General features: G+C 66.6%; 23 protein-coding genes. 6 read left to right on the top strand and 17 right to left on the bottom strand.

Going from position 1 to position 26,578, the window contains the following annotated elements:
- Nucleotides 1-21 precede the first annotated feature (21 nt).
- The 4 genes from AC3FJ6_RS14030 to AC3FJ6_RS14015 form a co-directional block, all read right to left on the bottom strand.
- Nucleotides 22-1,335 carry a multicopper oxidase family protein gene (locus AC3FJ6_RS14030; RefSeq protein ID WP_488772454.1) on the bottom strand — a complete coding sequence of 438 codons (1,314 nt, stop codon included), beginning with the start codon at nucleotides 1,333-1,335 and terminating at the stop codon, nucleotides 22-24.
- A gap of 2 nt (nucleotides 1,336-1,337) precedes the next feature.
- Entirely contained in the window at nucleotides 1,338-2,786 is a 1,449-nt protein-coding gene (locus AC3FJ6_RS14025; RefSeq protein ID WP_488772453.1) for a TolC family protein, read from the bottom strand.
- Between the two features lie 12 nt (nucleotides 2,787-2,798).
- On the bottom strand, nucleotides 2,799-3,164 hold the full coding sequence (locus AC3FJ6_RS14020; protein WP_488772452.1) for a hypothetical protein: 366 nt from the start codon (nucleotides 3,162-3,164) through the stop codon (nucleotides 2,799-2,801).
- 152 nt (nucleotides 3,165-3,316) lie between these two features.
- Nucleotides 3,317-3,808: a hypothetical protein gene (locus AC3FJ6_RS14015; RefSeq protein ID WP_488772451.1), complete on the bottom strand. Its 492-nt coding sequence runs from the start codon at nucleotides 3,806-3,808 to the stop codon at nucleotides 3,317-3,319.
- Between the two features lie 216 nt (nucleotides 3,809-4,024).
- Here AC3FJ6_RS14015 and AC3FJ6_RS14010 point away from each other — a divergent pair, with 216 nt between their 5' ends.
- The 3 genes from AC3FJ6_RS14010 to AC3FJ6_RS14000 are packed head-to-tail and all read left to right on the top strand — an operon-like array spanning nucleotide 4,025 to nucleotide 6,624.
- Entirely contained in the window at nucleotides 4,025-4,702 is a 678-nt protein-coding gene (locus AC3FJ6_RS14010; RefSeq protein WP_092598032.1) for a heavy metal response regulator transcription factor, read from the top strand.
- A gap of 10 nt (nucleotides 4,703-4,712) precedes the next feature.
- Nucleotides 4,713-6,167, top strand: coding sequence for a heavy metal sensor histidine kinase (locus tag AC3FJ6_RS14005; protein ID WP_488772449.1), 1,455 nt, complete (start codon nucleotides 4,713-4,715; stop codon nucleotides 6,165-6,167).
- Between the two features lie 46 nt (nucleotides 6,168-6,213).
- Nucleotides 6,214-6,624 carry a VOC family protein gene (locus AC3FJ6_RS14000; RefSeq protein WP_092598035.1) on the top strand — a complete coding sequence of 137 codons (411 nt, stop codon included), beginning with the start codon at nucleotides 6,214-6,216 and terminating at the stop codon, nucleotides 6,622-6,624.
- Between the two features lie 42 nt (nucleotides 6,625-6,666).
- On the opposite strand, the gene AC3FJ6_RS13995 is transcribed toward AC3FJ6_RS14000, so the two are convergent.
- From AC3FJ6_RS13995 to czcI, 4 genes are all read right to left on the bottom strand, one after another.
- Nucleotides 6,667-9,828, bottom strand: a complete 3,162-nt coding sequence (locus tag AC3FJ6_RS13995) for a CusA/CzcA family heavy metal efflux RND transporter (RefSeq protein WP_488772447.1) — start codon at nucleotides 9,826-9,828, stop codon at nucleotides 6,667-6,669.
- A 12-nt stretch (nucleotides 9,829-9,840) separates the two neighbouring features.
- Nucleotides 9,841-11,073, bottom strand: coding sequence for an efflux RND transporter periplasmic adaptor subunit (locus tag AC3FJ6_RS13990; RefSeq protein WP_488772446.1), 1,233 nt, complete (start codon nucleotides 11,071-11,073; stop codon nucleotides 9,841-9,843).
- A gap of 24 nt (nucleotides 11,074-11,097) precedes the next feature.
- Nucleotides 11,098-12,351, bottom strand: coding sequence for a TolC family protein (locus AC3FJ6_RS13985; protein ID WP_488772445.1), 1,254 nt, complete (start codon nucleotides 12,349-12,351; stop codon nucleotides 11,098-11,100).
- Nucleotides 12,352-12,446: 95 nt separating this feature from the next.
- Nucleotides 12,447-12,827, bottom strand: a complete 381-nt coding sequence (gene czcI, locus AC3FJ6_RS13980; protein ID WP_488772444.1) for a cation efflux protein, CzcI family — start codon at nucleotides 12,825-12,827, stop codon at nucleotides 12,447-12,449.
- A 138-nt stretch (nucleotides 12,828-12,965) separates the two neighbouring features.
- On the opposite strand from czcI, the gene AC3FJ6_RS13975 reads away from it, so the two are divergent.
- Nucleotides 12,966-15,341 carry a heavy metal translocating P-type ATPase gene (locus AC3FJ6_RS13975; protein WP_488772442.1) on the top strand — a complete coding sequence of 792 codons (2,376 nt, stop codon included), beginning with the start codon at nucleotides 12,966-12,968 and terminating at the stop codon, nucleotides 15,339-15,341.
- Nucleotides 15,342-15,373: 32 nt separating this feature from the next.
- Here AC3FJ6_RS13975 and AC3FJ6_RS13970 read toward each other — a convergent pair whose 3' ends face one another.
- The 7 genes from AC3FJ6_RS13970 to AC3FJ6_RS13940 are packed head-to-tail and all read right to left on the bottom strand — an operon-like array spanning nucleotide 15,374 to nucleotide 22,485.
- The gene (locus AC3FJ6_RS13970) at nucleotides 15,374-16,264 is read right to left on the bottom strand and encodes a polysaccharide deacetylase family protein (protein WP_488772441.1); all 891 of its coding nucleotides are present in this window, start codon (nucleotides 16,262-16,264) and stop codon (nucleotides 15,374-15,376) included.
- Between the two features lie 7 nt (nucleotides 16,265-16,271).
- The gene (locus AC3FJ6_RS13965) at nucleotides 16,272-17,324 is read right to left on the bottom strand and encodes a bifunctional UDP-4-keto-pentose/UDP-xylose synthase (protein ID WP_488772440.1); all 1,053 of its coding nucleotides are present in this window, start codon (nucleotides 17,322-17,324) and stop codon (nucleotides 16,272-16,274) included.
- Nucleotides 17,325-17,334: 10 nt separating this feature from the next.
- Nucleotides 17,335-18,261, bottom strand: a complete 927-nt coding sequence (locus AC3FJ6_RS13960; protein WP_488772438.1) for a formyltransferase — start codon at nucleotides 18,259-18,261, stop codon at nucleotides 17,335-17,337.
- Nucleotides 18,249-19,241 carry a glycosyltransferase gene (locus AC3FJ6_RS13955; RefSeq protein WP_488772437.1) on the bottom strand — a complete coding sequence of 331 codons (993 nt, stop codon included), beginning with the start codon at nucleotides 19,239-19,241 and terminating at the stop codon, nucleotides 18,249-18,251. Before AC3FJ6_RS13955 ends, AC3FJ6_RS13960 begins: the two co-directional genes overlap by 13 nt.
- Nucleotides 19,220-20,395: a DegT/DnrJ/EryC1/StrS family aminotransferase gene (locus AC3FJ6_RS13950; protein ID WP_488772436.1), complete on the bottom strand. Its 1,176-nt coding sequence runs from the start codon at nucleotides 20,393-20,395 to the stop codon at nucleotides 19,220-19,222. The genes AC3FJ6_RS13955 and AC3FJ6_RS13950 overlap by 22 nt, the downstream gene beginning before the upstream one ends.
- Before the next feature lie 6 nt (nucleotides 20,396-20,401).
- Nucleotides 20,402-20,773: a DMT family transporter gene (locus AC3FJ6_RS13945; protein ID WP_066739936.1), complete on the bottom strand. Its 372-nt coding sequence runs from the start codon at nucleotides 20,771-20,773 to the stop codon at nucleotides 20,402-20,404.
- Nucleotides 20,770-22,485 carry a glycosyltransferase family 39 protein gene (locus AC3FJ6_RS13940; protein WP_488772435.1) on the bottom strand — a complete coding sequence of 572 codons (1,716 nt, stop codon included), beginning with the start codon at nucleotides 22,483-22,485 and terminating at the stop codon, nucleotides 20,770-20,772. The genes AC3FJ6_RS13945 and AC3FJ6_RS13940 overlap by 4 nt, the downstream gene beginning before the upstream one ends.
- 398 nt (nucleotides 22,486-22,883) lie before the next feature.
- Between AC3FJ6_RS13940 and AC3FJ6_RS13935 the strand changes: the two genes are divergently transcribed.
- Nucleotides 22,884-23,699 carry a hypothetical protein gene (locus AC3FJ6_RS13935; RefSeq protein WP_488772434.1) on the top strand — a complete coding sequence of 272 codons (816 nt, stop codon included), beginning with the start codon at nucleotides 22,884-22,886 and terminating at the stop codon, nucleotides 23,697-23,699.
- Between the two features lie 79 nt (nucleotides 23,700-23,778).
- On the opposite strand, the gene AC3FJ6_RS13930 is transcribed toward AC3FJ6_RS13935, so the two are convergent.
- The gene (locus AC3FJ6_RS13930; RefSeq protein ID WP_488772433.1) at nucleotides 23,779-24,063 is read right to left on the bottom strand and encodes an amino acid ABC transporter permease; all 285 of its coding nucleotides are present in this window, start codon (nucleotides 24,061-24,063) and stop codon (nucleotides 23,779-23,781) included.
- A gap of 158 nt (nucleotides 24,064-24,221) precedes the next feature.
- Entirely contained in the window at nucleotides 24,222-25,133 is a 912-nt protein-coding gene (locus AC3FJ6_RS13925; protein ID WP_488772432.1) for an amino acid ABC transporter substrate-binding protein, read from the bottom strand.
- A gap of 232 nt (nucleotides 25,134-25,365) precedes the next feature.
- Here AC3FJ6_RS13925 and AC3FJ6_RS13920 point away from each other — a divergent pair, with 232 nt between their 5' ends.
- Complete coding sequence (locus tag AC3FJ6_RS13920) at nucleotides 25,366-26,469, top strand: acyltransferase family protein (protein WP_488772431.1); 1,104 nt, start codon at nucleotides 25,366-25,368, stop codon at nucleotides 26,467-26,469.
- Nucleotides 26,470-26,578 lie beyond the last annotated feature (109 nt).

The following is a 26,578-nucleotide window of genomic DNA, read 5'->3' as shown; positions in this document are numbered from 1 at the left end:
TCGGTCGATGCGGTAGAGCGTCTATCGCGTACGGCGCGGCGCCTGCGCCACGGGTTCGGTGTATTCAAATGCCACGGTGCCCCTGGGATGCCGATACCAGCCTGGATCGCGGTAGTCATTGGCTGCCATGCCCGCACGCACCTTGAGCGTGGTGAACATGCCGCCCATCTCGATGGGGCCAAACGGGCCCTGGCCGCTCATCATCGGCAGCGTGTTCTCCGGCAGCGGCATCTCCATGCTGCCCATGTCGGCCATGCCCGCCTGCCCCATCGGCATGTAGTCGGGCACCAGCGCATTCATGCGGCTGGCCAGGTCCTTCTGCTTTACGCCGATCATCGTGGGCAGGTTGTGGCCCATCGCGTTCATCGTGTGGTGCGACTTGTGGCAGTGGAACGCCCAGTCGCCCGGGTTGTCGGCCACGAACTCGATGACGCGCATCTGGCCCACCGCGACATCGGTGGTCACTTCCGGCCAGCGCGCCGACGGCGGGACCCATCCGCCGTCGGTGCCCGTTACCTCGAAGCGGTGGCCGTGCAGGTGGATCGGGTGGTTGGTCATGGTCAGGTTGCCCATGCGGATGCGCACGCGGTCGCCCAGACGCACGGGCAGCACGTCGATGCCGGGAAACACCCGGCTGTTCCACGTCCACATGTTGAAATCGGACATCTCGGCCACGCGCGGCGTGTACGAGCCGGGGTCGATGTCGTAGGCGGCGATCAGGAACACGAAATCGCGGTCCACGCGCTGGGCGGCGGCGTCGCGCGGGTGCACGACGATAAAGCCCATCATGCCCATGGCCATCTGCACCATCTCGTCGGAATGCGGGTGGTACATGAAGGTGCCCGCATGGCGCATCTCGAACTCGTAGACGAACGTCTTGCCGGGCGGGATATGCGGCTGCGACAACCCGCCCACGCCGTCCATGCCCGCCGGCAGCAGCACGCCGTGCCAGTGCACGGTGGTGTGTTCCGGCAGCTTGTTGGTGACGAAGATGCGAACACGGTCGCCTTCCACGCATTCGATCGTCGGTCCTGGACTCTGGCCGTTGTAGCCCCACAGGTGGGCGGTCATGCCGGGCGCCATCTCGCGTTCGACTGGTTCGGCCACCAGATGGAATTCCTTCCAGCCGTTGCGCATGCGCCAGGGCAGCGTCCAGCCGTTGAGCGTGACCACGGGCTGATAGGGCCGGCCGCTGGCGGGCGCAAGCGGCGGCTGGGTGGTGGCGCTGTGCTGCAGCGGGGCCTCGGGCAGGGCGGCGGCGCCGGCGCGCGACACCATTGCCGTGCCGAGCATGGCCGCCGCCGATTGTCCCAGGAAATTGCGTCGGGAAACCATTGTCATTGTCCTTGTGGGGTCGTGGCGGCAGGGGTGGCCGCTTTGGGGGCCGCTGTGGGGGCCGATGTGGGGGCCCCTGGGGGCGCGGCTGCGGCGTCGGGTAGGCGGCCGCCCAGCGCGCCGCGCAGGTCGGCGTCGGCCAGCCAGAAGTCGCGCTGCGCATCGAGATAGCCGTTCACGGCGTTGACCTGCTCGCGCGCGTCGGTCAGCAGTTCGAACACGCTGACCAGCATGCCGTTGTAGCGCAGCAGGCTTTCATCGACGATGCGCTTGCGCAGCGGCACCACTTCGTCGCGATAGTGCAGGGCGATGTCGTAGCGCGCCTGGTAGCCAGCGTAGGTCTCGCGCACCATCGACCGGGCGTTGATCGCCTGTTCGGCCAGCCGCGCCGCCGCCTGCATGTAGACGGCTTCGGCGCGGGCCACCCGGGCCCCGCCCCAGTCGAACAGCGGCACCTCGATGTCGATGCCGTAGCCCGTTTCGCGCGGCCGGCTGGTCTCCGAATTATGGAGATAGCTGACGTCCAGCACGCTGATGAAGCGCGTGGCGCGGGTCAGGCCGAGCGAGCGCGACAAACTGTCCAGTTGCAGACGACCGGCCTGCAGGTCAAGACGCTGCGAAATCGCATAGCCTTCCAGGTCCTGCATGGCCGGACGCGCCCTGGGCAGGTCGGGCAGGCGGTCCGGCAGCGTATAGGCGATGTCGGCACCCCACAGCCCCAGTTCGCGCGTCAGCTGTTCGCGTGCCGACAGCGCCCGTTCGCGGGCGCGCGCCAGCTGCGCTGCGGCATCGGCGTAGAAGGCTTGCTCGCGGGCATGGTCGAGGGCGCTGACGTTGCCGGCGCGGGCCAGATCGCGCGCGAACAGCGCGCCGGTTTCGGCGGCCCGGCGTACCTGATCGGCATAGCGGGCGGCCTGCTCGGCGGCAACGGCCTGTACCCAGGCACGACGGGTGGCTTCGGCGCGGCGCAGTGTGGCATCGGCCACGGCCAGGCGCGTCTGCGCAAAGCGGCCTTCCTCGATGCGGGCGGCAAAGGGCAGCGCCAGCAGGTTCATGAGGCCGATGGTGACAGCCCGGTCGATCTTGAGTTCGTCGCCCGACGTCTTGCGGCTGAACGAGAAACCGGGGTTCGGCAGGCGCGTGGCCTGCACGTAATCGGCCTCGGCAATGCCCAGGTCGGCGTACTGGGCCTGCAGCCCGGCGTTGTTGAGCAGTGCGACCTGGATGGCGGCATCGGCATCTAGCGGTTTCGCCAGAAGCTCGCGCGTGCGGTCGCGCAATGCACTGCTGTCGGCATCGCTGCGCGCCCAGACGGCGTCCTTGGCCAGCCTGTCGCGCGCGGTGTCGGCGACCGGGCCGAAGCCGCCGTCGGGCGCAAAACCCGCACACCCGGTGAGCACGATCGCGGCGGTCAGCGGCACTGCAGCGCGACGAAAAATTGCATTCATCATGGCTGGGCTCCGTCAGTGCGCGTGATGGCCGGCATGGCCACTACGGTCGGCCTGGCCTGCCGCCGGTGCGGATGCCGGCGCGGCAGTGGTGCCCTGCGGCATGTGGTGGCCGGCATGCGGGTCGGCCGCCGGCGTGGCGCCTGGTGTGACATCGGCATTCGACTGGCGCCAGGACGAGACCTTGGGGCTCTGGTAGGGGACGTAACCGGCCATCGGCGCGATGTCGGGCAAGGCCGGCACGGGTGCGGCAGCGTTCAGGGGATCGGGCAGATCGGGCGGGTGGGCCGGATGGACGGCAGGCGCCGACGCCTGGGCCACGGCAAGGACCGGGGCAAGCGTCAGCAGCCAGGCCACGGCGACGGTACGCACGGCGGGCATGACAACCTCTTGAATCTTGATCGGCCGCACGCGGCGGTTCAGGCCGTGCGGCAGGCAAATACAGGGGTGGATTGGCGCGGACGAGTCAGTCGGCCGCGCCCTCGGCGCCGGTCAGGCGCGGGGACGAGCGTGCGAAGGACGCACCTCGGGTGTCAGCAGCGACGGGCAGGCGGCCGGTCGGCAGGCAGCGGAAGCTGGCTGGCAAAGCTGGCCGGCGTGGCCAGCGGCAGGGCATGGCGGCGGTGTTGCAACGCCACGAGGGGGATTTCCGGCAGCAACATGGCGCTGGCTGCGCAGGCACCGCACGCGCTGCAGTGTCCTGCGGCATGGTGCGCATGGTTGGTCGGCTGGTCAGGCGTGGCACCGGCAGGCGGCGCGTCGTGCCACACTGGCATATCGGCGTCGTCGCTCATGCCGGCCTGGTGGCAGTGCGCGTGGTCCGTCTGGCCCATCTGGCCCGACTGGTCCATCACCAGCACCGCCTCGGATTCAGCCTCCGCCTTGATAGCGGCATGGCGTTCCGGCATCGACAGGCCCGCGGCTTGCGTGACGCTGCAGATCATCATGACTGCTGCCGCGGCGCCCTGGATGGGCAACGCGAACATGGCAAGACACAACAGGAAGCTGGCGATCAGACGTTTCATCAGAATTTGACTAGACCTGCCCGGTCAGGGACGCGGCAGGCTGCCACAATCGGGGCAGCGGGCATTGTACTGTGTTTGAAGGCAGGATTTCGCCGATTGACGATGACATTCCTGCAATGTTCCACAAAATGCGTCTAACCTCGGATAGTGTCTAGGTTCTGCAATAAACCGAACAGGCGGCACCGGCGACGAGCCGGCGCCCGGAAGTGAATCCCCATGCGTATCCTGATTGTCGAAGACGAACCAAAGGCCGGCGATTACCTGCTCAAGGGCCTGACGGAGTCCGGCTTCGTGGCCGACCTGGCGCGCGACGGCGTGGACGGCCTGTCCCATGCCCGCGAGCAGCACTACGATTTGATCGTCCTGGACGTGATGCTGCCCGGCATCGACGGCTGGCAGGTTCTGCGCGAACTGCGGCGCGACAAGGACACGCCGGTGCTGTGCCTGACCGCGCGCGACGAACTCTCGGATCGTCTCAAGGGTCTGGAACTGGGCGCCGACGACTATATGGTCAAGCCGTTCGCGTTCGCCGAACTGGTGGCGCGCATCCGCACCATCCTGCGCCGGGGGCCGCTGCGCGAGAGCGAATTCATGGAAGTGGCAGACCTGCAGATCGACACGATCCGGCGCCGCGTCACGCGTGCCGGCCAGAAGATCGACCTGACGTCGAAGGAATTCGCGCTGCTGCAACTGCTGGCGCGGCGTCGTGGCGAGGTGCTGTCGCGCTCGCTGATCGCCTCGCAGGTGTGGGACATGAACTTCGACAGCAACACCAATGTGGTGGATGTGTCGATTCGGCGGCTGCGCGCCAAGGTGGACGACCCTTTCCCGAAGAAGCTGATCCATACGCGCCGTGGCATGGGCTACGTGCTCGATGAGTCGGAAGAAGCGTGAGCGTCGCAGCATGAGGCGCCTCGTGCGCATGCGGCGCGCGCTGAAGGCGTGGATGCCGGCGTCGCTGACCACCCGGCTCGCGCTGGCCTATGGCCTGACCACGGCCGCGATCCTGGTCGGGGTAGCTACCTATCTGTCCAGTGCCCTCGGCAGCCAGTTGCAGTCGCGCGACGAATCCGAACTCGTCGGCGAAGTGCTGCTGGTACGCCATCTGCTGCGCGAAGTGGCCGACGAAACCGAAATCCGCACCGATACGCATCGTTTTGCAGATATTGCGATGGGGCACGAGGGGCTGATCCTGGTCGTGCGCAACGCGTCGGGCGATCCCCTGATCTCGCTGAATCCCCATAACGAAACCCTGCCGCCGTTGCGTGTGCTGCCGCTGTCCACGGCCCCGGACAAGTCGCAGCTGCAGACCTGGCATCCGCGCAATGGTGTGCCGTCGCGCGGCATGGCCGCGCTGGGTCAGATTGGCGACACGGGGCGCACCGTCGAAATTATCGTGCTCAGCGACGCTGGCTACCGCGTGGCGCTGATGCGCGAGTATCGGGGCGAACTGCTGGGTGCGGTGCTGTGCGGGGCCATCGTGGCGGCGGCGCTGGGTTTCGTGCTGGCCCGGCGCGGGCTGCGCATGTTGCGGCGCATGGCCAGCGATGCGGCGGCGGTGACCACCAGCCGCCTGGCGACGCGGCTCGATGTCGGCGGCGCGCCTGAAGAACTGCGTGAGCTGGCTGGCGCGCTGAACGGCATGCTGGCCCGGCTGCAGGACAGCTTCACGCGCCTGTCGCAATTTTCGGCCGATCTGGCACACGATTTCCGCACGCCCATCAGCAATCTGGTGGGGCAGACGCAGGTGACGCTGGCCCAGCGCCGTACGCCGGCCGAATATGAGGCGGTGCTCGAATCGAACCTGGAAGAGTACGAGCGCCTGTCGCGCATGATCGAGAACATGCTGTTTCTGGCGCGCGCGGACAACGCACAGGTGGCGCTGGGCGCCCGCCCGCTCGATGCACGGGCCGAACTCGACAAGGTGGCGGAGTATTTCGAGGCCGTGGCGGCCGACCGGAACCTGACGGTGATGGTCTCGGGCCACGCCACGGTCGTGGCGGACCAGACCTTGCTGCGCCGCGCCATCATCAACCTGCTGGACAACGCGCTGCGTCATGCGCCGGTGGGCAGTGCGGTGCGCATGGCGGTGGCCCGCAATGGCACCGATGTGACCGCGATCACAGTCACCAACGGCGGCCCGGCGATCCAGGCCGATGCCTTGCCGCACCTGTTCGGGCGCTTCTACCGTGCCGATCCGTCGCGCCGGAATTCGTCGGGCTCCACGGGGCTCGGTCTGGCGATTGTCGACACGATCATGCGGCTGCACGGTGGCAGCGTGTCGGTGACCAGTGTCGACGAACAGACCCGCTTCGAACTCGAGTTTCCTGACAATTCTGTCAGTAGGGCAGGCGCATAATGGCGCCGCGCGGACTATCCGTCCGCGGACCCTACAGGAGACCGACATGCAGGTGCAACCGTATCTAGACTTTGGCGGACGCTTTGACGAGGCCATGGCCTTCTATGGCCAGGTAATGGGCGCAAAGGTGACATTCCTGATGCGCTACAAGGACACTCCGCCGGGCGGTGGCGAGCCGCCGTCGGCGGCATGGGCCGAGAAGGTCATGCACGCCAACGTCCAGATCGGCGATAGCCAGATCATGGCGTCGGACGGCCGGGAAGGACAGACCCCGGCGTTTTCGGGCTTCATGCTATCGGTAGGCTACGTCCCGAACGCCGAAGGCAAGCGCATTTTCGACGCGCTGTCCGAAGGCGGACAGGTCATCATGCCGTACCAGAAGACCTTCTGGGCCGAAGGCTTCGGCATGGTGGTCGACAAGTTCAAGATGACCTGGATGGTGAACTGCGAGCATTGAGGTTTGGCCGGCCCCTCCCGTAAGCAGGAGGGGCCGCCCGCGTCAGTGCAGGACGGAGCCGGCCGGTTCGACCGCCGTTTCCGTCCGGCGCCCATGCGCCCACCTGTACAGCACCGGCAGTACAAGCAGCGTCAGCGCCGTCGATGACAATATCCCGCCAATGACCACGGTCGCCAGCGGCCGTTGCACCTCGGCGCCAGTACCGGTGGCAATGGCCATCGGCACGAATCCCAGCGAGGCCACGAGCGCCGTCATCAGCACCGGCCGCAGGCGCGTCAGCGCCCCGTGGAACACCGCGTCATCGAGCGACTCGCCCTGCTCGCGCAGGCCGCGGATGAACGACAGCATCACCAGCCCGTTGAGCACGGCCACCCCGGACAGCGCGATAAAGCCCACCGCAGCCGAAATGGACAGCGGAATCCCGCGCAGCCACAGTGCCAGCACGCCGCCGGTCAGGGCAAACGGAATGCCGGTGAACACCAGCAGGCCGTCGCGCGCATTGCCGAACATCACGAACAGCAGCACGAAGACCAGCAGCAGCGCCAGCGGCACCACGATCCGCAACCGCTCGGTGGCGGACTGCAGTTGCTCGAACGTGCCGCCCCAGGCAACCCAGTAGCCCGCCGGAATCTGCACGCGCGATTCGATGGCCGACATGGCCTCGGGGACGAAGCCGCCCACATCGCGGCCGCGCACGTTGGCGCTGATCACGATGCGGCGCTTGCCGTTTTCGCGCGATACCTGGTTGGGGCCCGGCGATACGTCGAGCGTAGCAATTTCGCCAAGCGGGATATAGCTCGTGCCGCCATTGGCGCTTCGGGGCAGCGGAATCGGGAGGCGCCGCAGGGCGTCCACCTCGGCGCGGATGCCCTCGGGCAGCCGCACGCCGATATTGAAGCGGCGGTCGCCCTGGTAGAACACCCCCGCGTCGCGCCCGCCGATGGCGATGGCCACGGTGTCCTGCACGTCGATCATGTTCAGCCCGTAGCGCGCGGCGCGGGCGCGGTCCACATCGACGGTCAGCACGGGCAGGCCAGTGGTCTGCTCGACCTTGACTTCCGTGGCGCCGGGCACCGACTGGAGCACCTGGGCGATCTTCTGCGCCGTGGCGTCCAGCACCGCGTTGTCGTCGCCAAACAGCTTGACCGCCACATCGCTGCGCACGCCGGAAATCAGCTCGTTGAAGCGGAGCTGGATCGGCTGTGAAAACTCGTAGCGATTGCCCGGAATGGTCTCCAGCTCGGCCTCCATCGCCGCGCGCAGCGCGTCACGCGAGCGGCCCGGGTCCGGCCACTGGTCGTGCGGCTTCAGCATGATGTAGGCATCCGACGCATTGGGCGGCATCGGGTCGGAGGCAATCTCGGCCGTGCCGGTGCGCGAGAACACGCGTTCGATTTCAGGAAATTTCTCCTTGAGACGGGCCTCGATCTGCTGCTGCATCGCCACCGACTGCGTCAGGCTGGTGCCCGGAATGCGCAACGCCTGCACCGAGAAGTCGCCTTCGTTCAGGTTCGGGATGAATTCGCTGCCGAGGCGCGTGGCCAGCAGGCCGCTAAGCAGGATGGCCACCACGGCTGCCGTCAGCACCACCGGCGTATTGGCCAGCGCATGCTTGAGGGCGGGCTCGTAGCAGCGCCTGGCCCAGCCCATGATGCGGTTCTCTTTTTCGGCGACACGGTCACCGATGAACAGCGCGACCGCCGCCGGCACGAAGGTCACGGACAGGATCAGCGCGCCCAGCAGCGCCACCACGACTGTCATCGCCATCGGATGGAACATCTTGCCTTCCACGCCGGTCAGCGCAAAGATCGGCACGTAGACGATCATGATGATCAGCTGGCCGAATACCAGCGGGCGCCGGGCCTCGCGGGCCGCGGCAAACACTTCCTCGAAGCGTTCCGCGCGCGTCAGCGGGCGGCCCAGCCGTTCCCGGGCATGGGCCAGGCGTCGCACGCAGTTCTCGACGATCACCACCGCGCCGTCGACGATGATGCCGAAATCCAGCGCCCCCAGGCTCATCAGGTTCGCGCTGATCCGGTATGTGACCATGCCCGTGAACGTGAACAGCATCGACAGCGGAATCACCATCGCCGTGATCAGCGCCGCGCGCAGGTTGCCCAGGAACAGGAACAGCACCGCGATCACCAGCACGGCGCCTTCGAGCAGGTTCTTCTTGACCGTGCCGATGGCCTTGTCGACCAGCGTCGTGCGGTCATAGACCGTGACGGCCTTCACGCCGGCCGGCAGCGACTTGTTGATCGCGGCCATGCGCGTGTCCACCGCCCGCGACACGGCCCGGCTGTTCTCGCCGATCAGCATGAACACCGTGCCCAGCACCACTTCGCGGCCATTGTCCGTCGCGGCCCCGGTGCGCAGTTCGCGGCCCAGCCCCACGTCGGCCAGGTCGCGCACGCGGATCGGCTGGCCCTGCGCCGTGCCGACGATCACCTCGCGGATATCGTCGATCGACTTCACCTGCCCGGGCGCGCGCACCAGGTACTGCTCGCCGCGCCGCTCGATATAGCCGGCGCCGACGTTGCCGTTGTTGCGCTCCAGTGCCTGCACCACATCCTGCAACGACAGCCCGTAGGACGCCATCTTCTCCGGGCTCGGCGCCACCAGGTATTCCTTGGCGAAACCGCCAATCGAATTGATCTCGGTCACGCCCGGCACCGTACGCAGCTGCGGCTTGATGATCCAGTCCTGGATTTCGCGCAGGTCCGTGGGCGTGTACGCGGTGCCGTCGGCCTTGCGCGCGCCGGGGTCGGCTTCCACGGTCCACAGGTAGATTTCGCCAAGGCCGGTGGAAATCGGACCCATCTGTGGCGAAATGCCGGAGGGCAGGTGCTCGCGCGCTTCCTGGATGCGCTGGTTGACCAGTTGCCGCGCGAAGTAGATGTCCGTGCCGTCCCGGAAGATCACGGTGATCTGGGACAGGCCGTAGCGGGACAAGGACCGCGTCTGCTCCAGACCCGGCAGGCCGGACATCGCCGTCTCCAGCGGATAGGTCACGCGCTGCTCGGCTTCCAGCGGCGAATAACCGGGCGCCTCGGTGTTGATCTGCACTTGCACGTTGGTGATGTCGGGCACGGCATCGATCGGCAGGCGGCTGTAGTTGTAAACACCCAGGCCGGCCATGGCGAGCACGCCCAGCATGACCAGCCATCGCTGTGCGATGGCAAACCGGAGAATACGTTCGAACATGGCGGCCTCCGGTCAGTGCGCGTGCTCGGCGCTGGCCTTGCCCTGTTCCGCCTTCAGCACGAAGCTGTTCGCGGAGACATAGCGCGTGCCGGCTGCCAGGCCATCGACGATTTCAATGCGCTTGCCGTCGGTACGGCCCGTCTTGACCGTGCGCGCCGCAAAGCCCCCGGGCACCTCGACGTACACCTGCTGGCGGTCGCCGTCGGTCTGCAGCGCGTCGCTGTCGATGACCACGGCGGCGTCGGTTTCGCCGGTGGCGACGCTGACGGTGACGAACAACCCCGGCCGCCATGCCATCTGCGGGTTAGCCAACGTGACCCGCGCCGTGGCCGTGCGGGTCTGCTGGCCCAGCAGGGCGCCCACGTACGAGATCCTGCCTTCGGCGGTGCCGTCGAAGGCGGCCGATGTCACCCGGACCGCCTCACCAAGCCTGACATGGCCCAGGTCCTTGGCCGCGATCACGAACTCCGCCCATACCGTGTTGAGGTCGGAAATCGTGAAGACCGCGGTTTCTGCTGCCACGGCCTCGCCCAATGCGAGATGCTTTTCCACCACGATGCCGTCGAACGGCGCGCGCAGTTCGAACTGGTTGATGGCGCGGGCTGAAGTCGTGGCACCGATGGCGGTCAGCTTCTGCCGCGCATTCTGCGCGGAGATTTCGGCTTCCTGCAGTGCGGTGCGGGCGGCCAGGAAGTCTTGCTCCGCCGACACCTTGTCTTCCCAGAGTTTCTTTTCCCGTGCGTAGGTGGTGCGGGCCAATTCCAGCCGGCGCTGGGCGGCCAGCAGTTCGCTGCGCTGGTCGGACAGCTGGGTGCTGGCGAATACCGCCAGCAGGTCGCCTTTCTTTACGCGCTGGCCCAGGTTGGCCACTACCGATTCGGCAACGCCCGCCACGCGCGGCACGACGTGCGCGGTGCGGTCCTCGTTGAACTTGATTTCGCCGGGAAATTCCACGGCGCTGCGGATTCTGCCAGGCCCGGCGCTGGATATCGACAGGCTGGCGTTGCGGATCTGCTCCGGCGTCATGGCGATCCGCCCGGGGTCTTCGTCTGTGTGGCCGGCGTGGTCGCCATGCCCGGCGTGGCTTGCTTCCGTGGCCGAGGCGGGCGCGACATGGGCGGCCTCGCCTTCGCCTTCATGGCTGTGGCCGTCGCCACGGCCAGCCAGCAGCAGCGCCAGCGCGGCCATCAGGCCGGCGATCACGATGGCGGCAATCGCCACGCCTTGTTTGCGGGTCAAAGTCATCACGGTGTTCCTTGCGTTGGCGCGTCAGCGGCCAAGAATGCGATCGATGGTGGTGGCGGCCTGCCAGCTGCTGGCGACGACACCGAGATAGCGGATGCGGGCCTGGAACAGCGTGCGCTGCGCATCCAGCACATCGAGATAGTTGAATTTGCCGGCCTCGAAACCCTGCGTCGCTGCCTGCAAGGCGCGCTCGGCGGCCGGCAGGACGGTCTCCCGCAAGGTCAGCGCCGAGGTGCGCGACACGTTCAGCTGGCTGGACGCCTGCTGCAGGTCGTGATCCAGCCGCAGCCGCGTGGCGCGCAGTTCGTCGGCGGCCTTGTCGGCCTGGCGGATGGCGGTGTACAGGTTGCCCTGATTGCGATCAAACAACGGCAGCGGAATGGCGATGCCCACCACGGGGAAAGTGCCGCGCTCGGGGGCGCCGTTGTCGCGCTTGGCGCCCACGCTGAGCGTCACGTCCGGGTACTGGCGGCTGCGCTGCACGTTGATTTCGGCCTGGCGCCGATCCAGTTCGCGTTCGCTGGTCAGCAGCGCGGGCGCGTTGTCGAGCGACTGGCGAAGCAGGGTGGACGCCGGTCGGGCCGGCAGGTTGTCCAGCTTGCCGTCGGCTTCCGAAAAACGCGGAGACGGATTGCCCCACAGCGTGGCCAGGGTCTGGCGGGCCGCTACCAGCCCGGCATCGGCCTCGGCGCGCTCCAGTTCGGCATTGGCCAGTTCGACCTGGGCCTTGGTTTCCTCGACCGGCGAGATCTTGCCCGCCGCCACACGGCGCGCGGCGGCGTCGGCGCCGCGCCGGGCGATATCGACGGACCCGGCGGCCAGCCTGATGCGCTCCTGGGCGATCAGCACGTTGAAGAAGGCGCCGATCACGGTGGCGCGCAGGTCCGCTTGCAAGGCCCCGAGCTGGGCCTGCGCCACATCGCGTGCGCGCTGTGCGGCACCGATACGCGCGCCGCGCTTGCCGCCGAGCTCCACCGGCAGGTTCATCTGGGCCGTGGTGGCACGCGTGGCCTGCCGCGTGTCTTCCATCTGGACCGACACTTCGGGATTCGGGATCACACGGGCCTGGGTAATGCCGCCTTCGGAGGCGTCCACTTCGATCCGGGCGGCCGACAGCGTGGGGTTTTGCGACGCCGCCAGCGCCAGCGCGGCGTCGAGCGTCAGGGCGCCGGGCGGCTCCTGGACACCGGATGAGGCGTCCTGGGCGAACACCCCGGGCGTGAAGAACGGGCTGCACAACGCGGCCGCCAGCCCCAGCGGCAATAAAAGGCTTCTCATCGAATTCACCAGATCAGCAGGAGAAAATCGGCGAGACGCGCAGCGATACCGCTCAGCGGTATCGGGATGACAGGGTCAGTCGTGCGTCCCGCCGGCTAGGCGAGGCGCAGCCACTGGGGCCGATCGGGAACGGGGGCTGGAATGGAGCCGAACGCGTACTGGCGCGGCGCGTAGCGCAAGGTGACGTAGCGATAGTCACCGGGCATGAGAAGTTCGGCAAAGACGCCGTGCGAACCGGGGAAGTGGCAGGCGGTGCAGTCGCCGTCGGGCAGGCTGGCGGCCTTTGCGGTGGTCTTTCCGCCACTTTTGCCGGCCTTGTGCGCGTCGTTGCCGTGCTCGTGCGTGTGATGGCCGAAATGGTTGGTCGTCGCGGCTGGCAGGTCAGCCGATTCATGTGCGCAATAGGCCGCAGCGCCGGCCCAGGCAAACTGGAGCGGCAGCAGGATCGACAGGAAGACGAGCAGCAGGCGGCGCATGGGCAGCGATTATAGGCTGCCGCCCCCGCAGTGGACATTACGTTGATGTCATCGACGGGGTCTTTCCGGCCGGTGCTTGACCTTGAAGTGGCTACAGGGTCTTCAATAGCACCCAACAACGCAAAATGGATAACCGCCATGGCTCGTACCACCCCTGAAAACCTGCTGACGCCGGGTTCGGCAGCCCGCGGTCATGGGCACGACCACGCGCACGGTCACGACCACGATCATGGCCATGACCACGCGCATGATCACGATCACGACCATTCGCACGATCACAGCGATGCCCATGCCCGCAGCCCGGCGCCTGCCAGTTGCGGCTGTGGCACTACCTGCAGCACCCCGTTGACGGTGGGTCCGGCGGTGGCAGCACCCGCTGGCACACGATCGGCCGCGTACCGGATCGAGGCGATGGACTGCCCGACCGAGGAAACGCTGATCCGGAACAAGATCGGCAATATGGCCGGCGTGGCGGCGCTCGATTTCAACCTGATGCAGCGCGTGTTGACCGTGCATCACACGTTGGATTCGCTCGATGCCGTGGTCAAGGCGATTGCGTCGCTGGGCATGAAGGCCGAGCCGCTGTCGGACGACAGCGCCAAGGCGGCCGTGGCGGAACCGGGCAAGCCCTGGTGGCCGTTGGCGCTGGCCGGTGCGGCGGCCATCGGCGCCGAAGCGGCCGAGTGGTTCCACATCGGCGCGCCTTATCTGCCGGCGGCGCTGGCGTTGGCCACGGTGCTGATGTCGGGCCTGGGCGTCTATCGCAAGGGCTGGATCGCGGTGCGCAACGGCAACCTGAATATCAACGCGCTGATGAGCATCGCTGTCACCGGTGCCATGGTGATTGGCCAGTGGCCCGAAGCGGCGATGGTGATGGTGCTGTTTGCGCTGGCCGAGCGGATCGAGGCGGCTTCGCTGGATCGCGCGCGCAATGCCGTACGGGGGTTGATGGCGATGGCGCCGGAGCAGGCCACCGTGCTGCAGCCCGATGGCACCTGGCAGGCCGTGGAGGCGCGTGCGGTGGCCGTGGGTGCAACGGTGCGGCTGCGCCCCGGCGAGCGGGTGGCGCTGGACGGGCGCGTGCTGCGCGGCCAGTCGGCGCTTGACCAGGCGCCCATTACGGGCGAGAGCGTGCCGGTGGACAAGTCGCAGGGCGATCCGCTCTATGCCGGTTCGATCAATCAGTCGGGCGAGCTCGAATACGCCGTGACGGCGCCTGCCAATGACTCCACGCTGGCACGCATCATCCATGCCGTGGAAGCCGCGCAAGGTAGCCGTGCGCCGACCCAGCGGTTCGTGGACCAGTTCGCGCGCATCTATACGCCGGTGGTCTTTGCCATCGCGCTGGGCGTGGCCGTGATGCCGCCGCTGGTCCTGGGCGGCCCCTGGCTGGACTGGGTTTACAAGGCGCTGGTGCTGCTGGTGATCGCGTGTCCGTGCGCACTGGTGATCTCCACGCCGGTGACGATCGTCAGCGGACTGGCTGCGGCGGCCCGGCGCGGCATCCTGATCAAGGGCGGCGTCTATCTGGAGCAGGGCCGGCATCTGTCATGGCTGGCACTGGACAAGACCGGCACGCTGACGCACGGCAAGCCTGCCCAGACCGATATGGCGCTTTTGGTGGACGACGTGCCGCAGGCGCGCGCCATCGCCGCGAGCCTGGCGGCACGATCGGACCACCCGGTGTCGCGCGCGGTGGCCGCTGCGGCGGACGCCGATGGCGTGGCGCGGCGGGAAGCGAGCGATTTCGCGGCCCTGCCCGGGCAGGGCGTACGCGGCACGGTGGATGGCGTGGCGTACAGCTTCGGCAATCACCGGCTGATCCACGATCTGGGCGCATGTTCGCCGGCCCTGGAAGCACGGCTGGAGGCCATCGAGCGGCAGGGCAAGACCATCGTGTTGCTCGCGGCGACGCCGGGCGACGGGCAGCCCGCCCGCGCGCTGGCCCTGTTCGGCGTGGCCGACACGGTACGCGAGACCAGTCGGCAGGCCATCGAACAGCTGCACGCGCTGGGCGTGAAGACGTTGATGCTGTCGGGCGACAACCCGCATACGGCACAGGCCATTGGCCAGGCGGTGGGCATCGACGAGGTGCGTGGCAATCAGTTGCCGCAGGACAAGGCCGATGCCATCGCCGCGCTGGCGGGGCAGGCGCATACGCATGCGAACAAGGTGGGCATGGTGGGCGACGGCATCAACGATGCGCCCGCGCTGGCGCGGGCCGATATCGGTTTTGCGATGGGGGCGGCGGGCACGGACACGGCCATCGAAACCGCCGACGTGGCGTTGATGGACGATGACCTGCGCAAGATCCCCGCCTTCGTGCAGCTGTCGCGCCGTACGTCGGGCATCCTCAAGCAGAACATCACGCTGGCGCTGGGCATCAAGGTGGTGTTCCTGGCCCTGACCGTGATGGGCATGGGCACCATGTGGATGGCGGTGTTTGCCGATATGGGCGCGAGCCTGCTGGTGGTGTTCAACGGGCTGCGCCTGACGCGCAAGGGCGCGGCCTGACCCCGATTCGGACGAACCCGGGGCCGGGCGGGTTACGGCTGGATGATCAGCTCGCCGCTGCGGCCGGGGATTTCGCCCCAGGTGACCGGCAATTGCGGCAGGTCGGTGCGGTCGATGTGCCGGTAGTAGGTGGCCATCGATACCAGGTCGTGCCCCTGGGCGCGCCAGCCAGCCAGCAGCCGCTGGAACACCGGTGCCAGCTTGCCGCCTTCCAGTTCGGTATGGAGCGTGAAGATGTGGTCGGCGTCGCCTTCGGTCAGCTTCAGCACGGCGTGGTGAACATTGTCCTCGGTCAGGTCGCCCACGCCGATCAGCTCGTCGAGCGTCGGCAGCGTGGTCGGCATCTGCACGTGGCGGCATGGTTTGCCCGCCACGGTCGGGATGTAGGGCGCCGTGCCCCGGCCATCCGACGCGTAGGTCATGCCCCAATCGTCGATCTGACGAAACGCCTCTTCATTCATCTGCCAGCCCGCCGCGCCGTGCGTGGTGGGCGGCGCGCCGAAGATTTCCACGAATCGCTCGAACGACTGCTGCATCTGGCGGCGCGTCCAGGCCGCATCGCGATCGCGCACGTTGTCCTGCCAGTAGACGTGGTCCCACGTGTGGATACCGCATTCATGGCCTGCCGCCGCGGCTGCACGCATCTCGGCGGCGCCCTTGCGGCCGATGTCGGGCCCCGGCAGCAGCACGCCGTACATCAGCGTACGCAGCCCGTAGTTCGACACCACCGACGTGCGCGACACCTTCTTCAGGAAGCCGGGGCGAAATACCCGGCGCAGCGCCCAGCCCGTGTGGTCCGGGCCAAGGCTGAACAGGAATGTCGCTTCCGCCTGATGCGGAGACAGCATCGACAGCAGCGCGGGAACCCCTTCACGGGTGCCGCGCAGCGTATCGACGTCGACTTTCAGGGCAATGCGGGCCATGTGGGGATCAGTTGTTGCTGTCGACCAGCGTACGGGCGTCCACCACCTTGTCGCGGTAGGCCTCGAAGATGCGGCGCAGCGCCTGCTCCATCGTCACCTCGGGCTTCCAGCCCAGTTCGTCGATCGTGTTGTCGATCTTCGGCACGCGGTGCTGCACGTCCTGGTAGCCCTTGCCGTAGAACGCGCCCGACGACGTCTCCACGATCTGCGTCTTGCGCGCTTCCTCGGCGTACTCCGGGTAATCGGCCGCCATCTTCAGCATCATCTCGGCCAGCTCGCGCACCGAGTGGATGTTCTTGGGGTTGCCGATGTTGAAGATCTTGCCGCTGGCCACGCCATCCTTGTTCTCGATGATGTGCATCAGCGCCGAGATGCCGTCCGAAATATCGGCAAACGCGCGCTTCTGTTCGCCGCCATCGACCAGCTTGATCGGCTCGCCGCGCACGATATGGCCCAGGAACTGCGTCACCACGCGCGACGACCCTTCCTTCGATTCGAAGATTGAGTCCAGCCCCGCGCCGATCCAGTTGAACGGGCGGAACAGCGTGTAGTTCAGGCCCTGCTCCATGCCGTAGGCGTGGATCACGCGGTCCATCAGCTGCTTGGAGCAGGCGTAGATCCAGCGCGGCTTGTTGATCGGGCCGTAGATCAGCGGCGAGGCCTCGGGGTCGAATTCCTCGTCGGCGCACATGCCGTAGACCTCCGAGGTCGACGGGAACACCAGGTGCTTGCCGTACTTCACAGCACTGCGCACGATCGGCAGATTGGCCTCGAAATCGAGTTCGAACACGCGCAGCGGGTTGCGCACATACGTCGCCGGCGTGGCGATGGCCACCAGCGGCAGGATCACGTCGCACTTGCGGATGTTGTACTCCACCCACTCCTTGTTGATGGTGATGTCACCCTCGGAGAAGTGCATGCGCGGATGGTTCACCAGGTCGCCCAGGCGGTCCGACGACATGTCCATGCCGTAGACCTCCCACTGCGTGGTTTCCAGGATGCGGCGCGTCAGGTGGTGGCCGATGAAGCCGTTGACGCCAAGAATCAGGACCTTTTTCATCGGTTTCCTTTCAAGACTGTGCAGGGATGATGTTCTGGAATTCGGCTGCGGAGACCGGGCTGGCGTGGTCGGCACTGCTGCCTTCCAGCAGTTGCATCACGCGCAGCGCGCCCCCGTCGCCACAGATGGCCACGATACGGCCATCCAGTACGTGCAGGCCGGGACGCAGCCCACCCGGTGCCGTGCCGCCTTCAAGTCGACGGGCCTGGGCCACGATAAAGCGGCGTCCGGCGATGTCCGTGAACGCGCCGGGGTAGGGCGGCGCCACGGCGCGGATCAGATTGTAGACGGCGGCAGCGGGCTGGTTGAAGTCGATGCGGCCGTCCTCGGGCTTGCGGCCTGAAAAATAGCTGCCGTCGGCCAGGCGATTGGGCCGCTTGGGCGTCTGGCCGGCCTTCATGGCGGGCAGCGCACGCCACAGCGTCTGCTCGGCGGCGACGGTGACCTTTTCGAAGACCTGGCCGGCCGTGTCGTCGGGCAGGATCGGCACCGACGTCTGGTCGACGATATACCCGGCGTCGGGCTTGGCCTCCATCGCGTGCAGCGTGGCGCCGGTCTCGGTTTCGCCGTGCAGCACCGCCCAGTTCACCGGTACGCGGCCGCGGTACTTGGGCAGCAGCGAACCATGCATGTTGAAGGCACCGTGCGGCGCCATGGCCAGCACGTCGGCCGGAATCATGGCGCGGTAGTAGAACGAGAAGATCACATCGGGTCTGGCCGCGCGCACCGCATCGGCCAGTGCCGGATCGGTGGGGTCTTCGGCATACAGGAACGACAGGTTCAGCTCGGCCGCGGTGTCCGCCACGCGCTGGAACCAGATGTTCTCGTCGGGCCGGTCGCGGTGCGTGACCACCAGGGCCACGTCCAAGCCCTGCGCGTGCAGCACGCGCAGGCAACGGTCGCCGACATTGTGATAGGCAAAGACTACGGCGCGCACGATACCTCCGGCTGGCTGCCTTGCTTGGGGTCGCGTTCCAGCACCGCCTGGATGCGGTAGCGGGGCCGGTCGCGCACTTCCTGGTAGATCCGGCCGATGTATTCACCCAGCAGGCCGATGCCGAACAGCATGATGCCGATCAGGAAGAACGTGAAGGCGAACAGCGTGAACACACCCTGCACTTCCGACCCGAAGATGAAGCGGCGCACGAGCAGTATCACGAACAGGCCCGCCGACGAGATCGACAGCATGGTGCCGATGGCCGAGAACCACTGCAGCGGCACGATCGAGAAGCCGGTCACCAGGTCGAAATTCAGCCGGATCAGCTGGTACAGCGAGTATTTCGATTCCCCCGCGTGGCGCTGTTCGTGTCCCACCTCGATTTCGACCGGGTTCGACGCGAACGTATAGGCCAGCGCCGGAATGAACGTGTTGACCTCGCGGCACGCGTTGATCGTATCGATGATGTTGCGGTCGTAGGCGCGCAGCATGCAGCCCTGGTCCGTCATCTTGATCTTGGTGATCCGCTCGCGCAGCCGGTTCATGGCGCGCGACGCGTAGCGGCGCCAGGCAGTGTCGTTGCGCTGGCGGCGGATGGTGCCCACGTAGTCATGGCCCTTGCGCATCTCGGCCACCAGGCGCGGGATTTCCTCGGGCGGGTTCTGCAGGTCGGCGTCCAGCGTGATCACGATACGGCCGCGCGTGTGCTCGAAGCCGGCCAGGATGGCCATGTGCTGGCCAAAGTTGCCGTTGAACAGGATGACGCGCGTGACGTCCGGGCGCTTGTGGTACTGGGCGGCCAGCATTGCGGGCGAGCGGTCCACGCTGCCATCGTTGACGAAGATCACCTCGTACGATTCGCCCATGCCGTCCAGTGCCGGGTACACGCGGTCGAACAGCGCCTGCAGCCCGTCTTCCTCGTTGTAGACGGGGATGACGACCGAGACCTCGACAGGACTTAGTGAGAGAGACGTTTGCATGTTTCGCTAAGAGTTGCACAGACCCGCTCCACGTCGGCGGCCTGCATCGCGGGGAACAGCGGCAGCGTGACGATGCCACGGCCGATGCGTTCGGCATGCGGGAGCATGCCTTCGCGCCAGCCGAGCGAGCGGAAATAGGTAAACAGATGAACGGGCGGGTAGTGCACGCCAGTCCCCACGCCTTGCTCGCGCATCGCTTCCATCACGAGCTTGCGCGCGTCGGCCGGGCCGCCGCGCAGGCGGTCCGTGGGCAGCACCACCTGGAACATGTGCCAGTTCGTGGTGGCCACGGCGGGGTCCAGCGGCAGCGGCAGTTCGATACCCAGGTCCGCCAGGCCGGCCTCGGCCGCGCACCGGAAATAGGTCTCGGCCAGCTCGGCGCGGCGTGCGGTGATGGCGTCCAGCGTCTTCAGCTGCGCCAGGCCGATGGCCGCGTTGACGTCGGTCAGGTTGAATTTGCCGCCCGGTTCCTCGACGTCCATGCCGTCCATGCCGGTACGGATCACGCCCTGCAGGCGCAGCCGCTCGGCGCGCCGGGCTTCCTCGGGCGTGTTCATGACCAGGCAGCCACCTTCGACGGTGGTGATGTTCTTGTTGGCCTGGAAGCTGAAGCTGACGAGATCGCCGAACGCGCCAATGCGCTGGCCGCGCCAGCGCGAGTCGATGGCCTGCGCGGCGTCTTCGATCACGCGCAGGTTATGGCGCTTCGCGATGGCATAGAGGCGATCCATGTCCACGGGCAGCCCGGACAGGTAGACCGGTATGACCGCGCGCGTGCGCGGTGTGATGGCGGCCTCGACCGCGTCGAGGTCGATATTGCGCGTCACCGGGTCGATGTCGACGAACACCGGCCGTGCGCCGACCGTCAGCACCACGTTGGCGGTGGCGACCCAGGTGATCGGCGTCGTGATGACTTCGTCCCCGGGGCCGATATCGGCGATGCGCAGCGCGATTTCCATCGTGGCCGAGCCATTGGAAAACGTGCGCACCGGACGGTCGCCAAACAGTTCGGACAGCGCAGCTTCAAACGCCTGCACCTTGGGGCCGGACGTAATCCAGCCCGACGCCAGCACCTTGCCGACCTCGGCAATGGTGGCGTCATCGATCTGGGGGCGTACGAACGGGAGGAAATCCTGCGGAGCGGAAGCGGTCATGGTCGGTCAGGAACGGGCAATCAGAAACACACCGGCAAGGATCAGCATGATGCCGGCCACGCGCAGCGGGCCAATCATTTCGCCGAACAGCCACCAGGCAGCCAGCGCGTTGACCACGTACCCCAGCGACAGCATGGGGTAGGCAATCGACACATCGACGCGCGACAGGCCGATGATCCAGACGCCGACGCTGATGACATAGCAGGTCAGTCCGGCGATGACCGGCCATTGCGTCAGCACCCGGAACGCCGTGGTCAGGATGGTGGCGCGCTCGATCGTGATGGCGCCCACGGCATTGGTGCCGGCCTTGAGCAGCAGTTGGGCACAGGCGTTGAGCAGCACCCCGGTGAAGATAAAGGCAAAAGTCGAAAGATTCATCGGGTATTTCCGGCTTCCTGGGCCGGCAGCGGGAAATTGCTGGCGACGACACGTCGCACATCGCGTGCCACGACGTAGAGCGGCACATGCTGTGCCACCAGGCTGTCATAGGTGTCCGGCGACATGATACCGAGCGCCGGCTGGCCGTCCTTCCATTTGGCGACAAATGCGTCCATGGTCGGAATCCATTTGTCCGGCTCCTGCTGCGTGCCGAACTCCAGTTCATCGGGCGCGGCGACCATCGTCAGCGTGCGGCCCAGGTAGAACGGGAGCGTGTGATCCAGCATGCCCACGCCGTAAATTGGCATGTTGTCCTTCAGCACGGCCTTGATGGCTGGCAGCATGTCCACGCCAGATGCCCTGCGGCCCATTACCTCATGGCCGAGCAGCCCGATCGTGCAGGTCAGGAACATCGACAGCGCAAACGCGGCCACGCTCGGAAACACGCCGCGTGTGCGCAACAGCCGGCGCGCCAGCAGCATGCCGGCCAGCAGTACGGCAAACGCCACACCAATATAGACGGCGAAGGCGCGGAACACTTCATTCGGATTGGTTTCGCGATCCAGTGTGGCCACCACCGGTGCGGCCAGCAGGCCCACCACGGCGAGCAGCAGCAGGGCGTTGATCTGGCGATTCCACGAGCGGTCGCTGATCTGGTCCAGCGCCACAGCCGCCAGTATGGCCAGCGCCGGGAACACCGGCACGATATAGCCGGGCAGCTTCGACCCCGACATGCTGAAGAAGACGAAGATGGCCGCGAACCAGACCAGGCTCATCAGGGCCGGCTGGAACGGCTTGCCGCCCGCGCCGCGCTGGGCGCCGGCCCGGTCGCGCACCACTTCCCACATGCGCGGCACCAGGCCAAGCCAGGGCAGCATGCCGGCCAGCAGCAGCGGCACGAAATACCAGACCGAACCCTTGCGAGCGTGGACCGTGGATGTATAGCGGTCCCAGTGCTCGTGGATAAAGAAAAAGTGAGGAAATTCGGGGTTCTTCGTCGAAATCAGCCAGAACCAGGGCACCGTGACCACCAGCATGGCCAAGATGCCGGTCGGCAGATGCAGGCGTCGCCACAGGCCGAGATCGCGTGTCAGCAGCGTATAGACCACCAGCACCAGACCGGGCAGAGCGATGCCCACCAGGCCCTTGGTCAGGATGGCGACCCCCATGGCGACCCAGCACGCCAGCATCCAGGCGCGGCGGGCGCCGGGCGGCGTGTCGGGGTGCTGGGCCAGCAGCATGCAGCCGAGCACGCAGGCCAAGGCGCCGGACAGCGTCATGTCCAGCGAATTGAAATGGCCGGCCACACTCCACATCGGCATGGCCAGCATGACCAGGCCCGCCAGCAGCCCGGCGCGGCAGCCGAACCAGCGCGCGGTGGCCAGCATCGTCACACCCAGCCCGACGATGCCCGACAGCGCCACGCACAGTCGGGCCTGCCAGTCGCCCACGCCGAACAGTTCGTATGCGATGGTCGTCACCCACATGTGGAATGGGGGTTTTTCGAAGTATTTCAGGGCGTTGTAGCGGATCGTCACCCAGTCCCCGGTAACGAACATCTCGCGCGAGATCTCGGCGTATCGGCCTTCGTCCGGGCGCAGCAAATGGCGGTAATCGAGCGTGCCGAACCAGACCAGCAGCACGGCGAGCACGACGAACACAACCATGCCGACAGGCAGCCCGGCTTGGCGCGTGGGCGAAGAACTACGCATATTTCTCCTGAAATGGCCGGGGTCCCGGAGGCTGTTCCTGCATTCGCCTTGTGGCGAACACCCCACAACGCGGGACGCCCCGTCCCGGTGGACACGAACGGCGCGGCGGGCTGTGCCTCCCGCGCAAGGCCTGCAAAGGCGTGGTCCGGAGGTCAGTTTTCGGGCAAGGCGACCGCTACGGGCGCGCAATGGTAGCACGAGCGCATTTCCAGCCTCGCCGTTTTGGCTCGCAAAGGGCGCTGGGCTTGGACTTGGGGGCGTTTCCGCCGCGCCGATTTCGCGTAATACTTGCGCCATTCCGGCACTTGCCTGGCAGAAACCGACCCTGCCTCCGCCGGCCCTCGATACGGACGATCGCCATGAGACCGGCGTTGCTGGTGTGGTTGCTGACAGGTGTGATGAATACGGCATTTGGGCAGGCGTCGGCCCCCGATGCTGCGCCGGTGTCGGGCATGTCGCCGCCAATGCCCGGTGGCGCGGTGCTTTGCGACGCGCCCTGGTTCCGCTCCGGCTCCCGCGTGCAGTTGGAGGGCGACGGCTCCATGCCGATGTCCATCACGATGACCTTGCGCGACGTCATGCGCACCGCCCGCGGCTGCAGCGCCCAGCTGGAGGTGCGCTCGAAGTCGGCACTGTCGGCCTTGATGGGCCCGCCCGTCGTCATGGATCAGGTCCACGAGATCAATATCGACCGTAACGCCGCCACGGCACGCACGCGCATCGACAGCCGCAACGCCGTGATCAATGCCCGTGCCCGTTATGCGCGCATGTTCGGCGAGGCGTCGTTCAATGGCAGCGGTGTCTTCAACTACGCGGGCCTGGAAATCAAGGAAGGCGCCACGCTGGAGGGAGAATCCTTCCAGTCCAGCGTGTCGCTCAAGATCTATCCGCTGGGCAAGGATGAAGTCGTGGGCACGATGCAGGCCTTGCACGCATCGATCATCGTCGGCTCGCGCCATGTGGGCCGCAAGCAGATGATCAACACGGTCATGGGCCGCAAGGAGTGCATGCCCATCACCTACGAGAAGCGCACCTCGCTGGGCCCCCTGATGGTGGGCGACGAACTGCTGCAGCTCGAACCGAGCGTGCTGCACGTGACCGACTGGTACTGCCCCATGGAAGCATTCGTGTTGCGCACGGAAATCCGGCAGAACAACGAGGTGCAGCGGGTGGACGTGACGGCGCTGGAAATGTTGCGGGAGGAGGGGCAGTAGCTTCCCTCCCTTTGTCCAGAACATAAAAAAGGAGCCGTATGGACTCCTTTCTTTTGTTGGGCAGGCGCGGGATTGGCGCTCAATTCCCTTGCGCTGGCTTCTTCGCCGGGGCCTTTTTCGATTTCGACTGTTTCGGGGCGGCGGTGGACTGGTCGGTCAGGTCCGCACGGGTGCTCTTGTTCGCGCCCTGGGAATACGGGTCGAACTTGTCGCCGGACTTGGCGCCCTGGCTGTAGGTGTCGAACTTCTCGCCCGACTTGGCGCCCTGGGAATACGGGTCGAACGACTTCTTGTCCTGTGCGATGGCAGCCACGGATGCAGTGGCCAGTCCCAGCGCGACGGCGGTGGCGATCAATTGCTTCATGGAAATCTCCTCTGAGTTGCCGCCCGGGGCAGTAATTCTCGATGGCGGTCGCGTTGTTGCTGGTCCTACCGGACGGTAGAACCAGGCTCAGGCCAGTGTGGACAAGGCCGCAAAGGGCGTCAACTCAGGGCTTTTCCGGGGAGATACTCGGAAAATGCTTATTCCGTCACAGCGTCGGAAGGGTGTTTCCAGGCTTGCAGCACTTCGGTCGAAGGCGCCAGCGCCAGGTTGGTGCCGCGCGTGCCGATCGGTTGCTGGAACCAGCGTTTCTGCAGGGCGGCGGCATCGGGGCTGGCGAACGTCCTGATCAGCGTCTGGTCTACCAGCTGCTTCCACTCGGGATCGGCCTTCGACATCATTAGCGCGTTCTGTTCCACCGACAGGGCCGGGCCGACGATCACGTACTGGGACGGGTCCTTCGACTTGGCGCGCAGGCCGGCCAGCAATACGTCGTCCATCACGAACGCCTGGGCGCGTCCCGTTTCCAGCAGCAGGAACGATTCCCCGTGATCCTTGGCGTAGACGTCACGGAAGCCATACTCGCTCTTCAGGCGGCGCACGTGGCGGTCGCCCGTGGAACCGGCACTGGTCACCACCGTCTTGCCGCGCAGGTCATTGAACGACTTGATGCCGGAATCGGCGCGCACCAGCATGCGCACGGTGGAAACATAGTGCGACACACTGAAGGCCACCTGCTTCTGGCGCTCCAGCGTGTTGGTGTTCGGTGCGCAATCCAGGTCGGCCAGGCCGTTGACCATGGCGGGAACACGATTCTGGGGCGTCAGCGGCAGCCAGCGCACCTTCAGGTCTTTCAGTCCCAGCTTCTGTTTGGCCGCCTCGGCCACGCGCAGGCACAGGTCCACCGCATAGCCGGCGGGCTGGCCCTTGTCGTCGGCGAACGAGAAGGGCAGGGCCGATTCGCGATAGCCGAGTGTGATCGTGCCGGTATCGCGGATCTTGTCGAGCACCGGGCTCGGGCTCTGTGCGTGGACGGCCGGCACGACGGTGGCGGCCAGGGCAACACCAGCGATCAGGCGGCGGACGGCGGGGAAAGCGACAGACTGGAACATGTTCGAGGGTGAGGCAGCTGCACGGAAAGACGCAAGGGTATACCCCCGGAGAGCGGGCACGAAGAATTTGTTTCTTATTAGCTAATGCCCGAGAGTAGTGCAATGAAAGTTGCCTTTTCGCCACGTCGTAACCCGATTTACAAGCGTTACGGGGCCGGTTACCTGCCCATCGACGGATGAATGCACCGATGCGGGTACAATTCGGCCCACTTTGTACCCCCGCAAATAACAAATGAGCCCCCGTCCTTCCCGTCTGGCGTGTGTAGACGCTCTGAAGGCGGTCAGCTCGCAGCTGATCGTATTGCACCACCTGGCGTTCTACGGACCGATGTCCGATGCTGCCCAGACCCTGGCGCCCGGCCTGATCGGCTGGCTGGCCGACTACGCGCGCATAGCCGTGCAGGTTTTCCTTGTCATCAGCGGATTCCTGGCCGCGCGCAGCCTGGCGCCAGGCGGCCGTCTGACCGTGGCGAGCCCCCTGCAGACCATCTGGCGCCGCTACCAGAAGCTGGTGGTGCCGTTTGCCGCGGCCATCCTGGTGGCGATTGCCGGTGCCGCCATCGCCCGCACCTGGATGCAGCACGATTCCATCCCGGCCGCGCCGCACCTGGCGCAATTCGTCGCGCATGTGCTGCTGCTGCACAACATCCTCGATGTGGACGCGTTGTCCGCCGGGGTCTGGTATATCGCCATCGACTTGCAATTGTTCGCGTTGATGGTGCTGGCGCTGTGGCTGGCACGCGCCGTGGCCCGCGATGGGCTGCCGCTGGGCGTGCCGATGGTAGGCGTGCTGGCGATGGCCTCGCTGTTCTGGTTCAACCGTGATGCCACGTGGGACATCTGGGCCGTCTATTTCTTTGGCGCTTACGGCATGGGATCGCTGGCCTACTGGGCGTCGAATCCGGGCCGCTCGTTCATGCCGCTGCTGGCGCTGGCCGCGATGGGAATGGCCGCGCTGGCGGTGGACTTCCGCCTGCGGATCGCGGTGGCGCTGGCCACGGCGCTGCTGCTGGCCGTCTCGCGTCGTGGCGGCTGGCTGGAAAGCTGGCCCGCCGGTCGCCTGACCGCGTATTTCGGCCGCATTTCCTATTCGGTGTTCCTGGTGCACTTTCCGGTGTGCCTGGTGGTCAATGCGGTGGTCACCCACCTGGTGCCGGGCCGGCCCGGGCTCAACGCGCTGGGCATGGGGCTGGCGTGGGTCGCCAGTAACGTCGCCGGCGCGCTGTTCCACCGCTATGTGGAGGCCGCCAGCCCGGTGCGTGCGCTGGTGAACTGGCTGACGGCCGATCTGCCCCAGTGGGGACGCGGGCGCCTCGGTCATCGGGCGGAAGGCTGATCCTCCCGCAATGCCAACGCCAGAACGGCACGTTCGACCGAACGTGCCGTTTTTGTTGGTGCCGACGCCGGATGCGGGGCGCGCCGGAATCCGGTGCGCGCTGCACCGG

Source organism: Cupriavidus sp. 94F1, from assembly GCF_057798875.1.
The sequence above is the reverse complement of the archived record's forward strand: the minus strand, read 5'-3'. Positions and strand labels throughout refer to the sequence as shown.

Coding starts and splice junctions, on each gene's coding strand:
- AC3FJ6_RS13945 (WP_066739936.1), bottom strand. CDS start 20,773: ATGAATCTTTCGACTTTTGCCTTTATCTTCACCGGGGTGCTGCTCAAC.
- AC3FJ6_RS13925 (WP_488772432.1), bottom strand. CDS start 25,133: ATGTTCCAGTCTGTCGCTTTCCCCGCCGTCCGCCGCCTGATCGCTGGT.
- AC3FJ6_RS13975 (WP_488772442.1), top strand. CDS start 12,966: ATGGCTCGTACCACCCCTGAAAACCTGCTGACGCCGGGTTCGGCAGCC.
- AC3FJ6_RS13970 (WP_488772441.1), bottom strand. CDS start 16,264: ATGGCCCGCATTGCCCTGAAAGTCGACGTCGATACGCTGCGCGGCACC.
- AC3FJ6_RS13990 (WP_488772446.1), bottom strand. CDS start 11,073: ATGACTTTGACCCGCAAACAAGGCGTGGCGATTGCCGCCATCGTGATC.
- AC3FJ6_RS13965 (WP_488772440.1), bottom strand. CDS start 17,324: ATGAAAAAGGTCCTGATTCTTGGCGTCAACGGCTTCATCGGCCACCAC.
- AC3FJ6_RS14020 (WP_488772452.1), bottom strand. CDS start 3,164: ATGCCCGCCGTGCGTACCGTCGCCGTGGCCTGGCTGCTGACGCTTGCC.
- AC3FJ6_RS14030 (WP_488772454.1), bottom strand. CDS start 1,335: ATGGTTTCCCGACGCAATTTCCTGGGACAATCGGCGGCGGCCATGCTC.
- AC3FJ6_RS13995 (WP_488772447.1), bottom strand. CDS start 9,828: ATGTTCGAACGTATTCTCCGGTTTGCCATCGCACAGCGATGGCTGGTC.
- AC3FJ6_RS13985 (WP_488772445.1), bottom strand. CDS start 12,351: ATGAGAAGCCTTTTATTGCCGCTGGGGCTGGCGGCCGCGTTGTGCAGC.
- AC3FJ6_RS14000 (WP_092598035.1), top strand. CDS start 6,214: ATGCAGGTGCAACCGTATCTAGACTTTGGCGGACGCTTTGACGAGGCC.
- AC3FJ6_RS13955 (WP_488772437.1), bottom strand. CDS start 19,241: ATGCAAACGTCTCTCTCACTAAGTCCTGTCGAGGTCTCGGTCGTCATC.
- AC3FJ6_RS13920 (WP_488772431.1), top strand. CDS start 25,366: ATGAGCCCCCGTCCTTCCCGTCTGGCGTGTGTAGACGCTCTGAAGGCG.
- AC3FJ6_RS14005 (WP_488772449.1), top strand. CDS start 4,713: ATGAGGCGCCTCGTGCGCATGCGGCGCGCGCTGAAGGCGTGGATGCCG.
- AC3FJ6_RS13950 (WP_488772436.1), bottom strand. CDS start 20,395: ATGACCGCTTCCGCTCCGCAGGATTTCCTCCCGTTCGTACGCCCCCAG.
- AC3FJ6_RS14015 (WP_488772451.1), bottom strand. CDS start 3,808: ATGAAACGTCTGATCGCCAGCTTCCTGTTGTGTCTTGCCATGTTCGCG.
- AC3FJ6_RS14010 (WP_092598032.1), top strand. CDS start 4,025: ATGCGTATCCTGATTGTCGAAGACGAACCAAAGGCCGGCGATTACCTG.
- AC3FJ6_RS14025 (WP_488772453.1), bottom strand. CDS start 2,786: ATGATGAATGCAATTTTTCGTCGCGCTGCAGTGCCGCTGACCGCCGCG.
- czcI (WP_488772444.1), bottom strand. CDS start 12,827: ATGCGCCGCCTGCTGCTCGTCTTCCTGTCGATCCTGCTGCCGCTCCAG.
- AC3FJ6_RS13930 (WP_488772433.1), bottom strand. CDS start 24,063: ATGAAGCAATTGATCGCCACCGCCGTCGCGCTGGGACTGGCCACTGCA.
- AC3FJ6_RS13940 (WP_488772435.1), bottom strand. CDS start 22,485: ATGCGTAGTTCTTCGCCCACGCGCCAAGCCGGGCTGCCTGTCGGCATG.
- AC3FJ6_RS13935 (WP_488772434.1), top strand. CDS start 22,884: ATGAATACGGCATTTGGGCAGGCGTCGGCCCCCGATGCTGCGCCGGTG.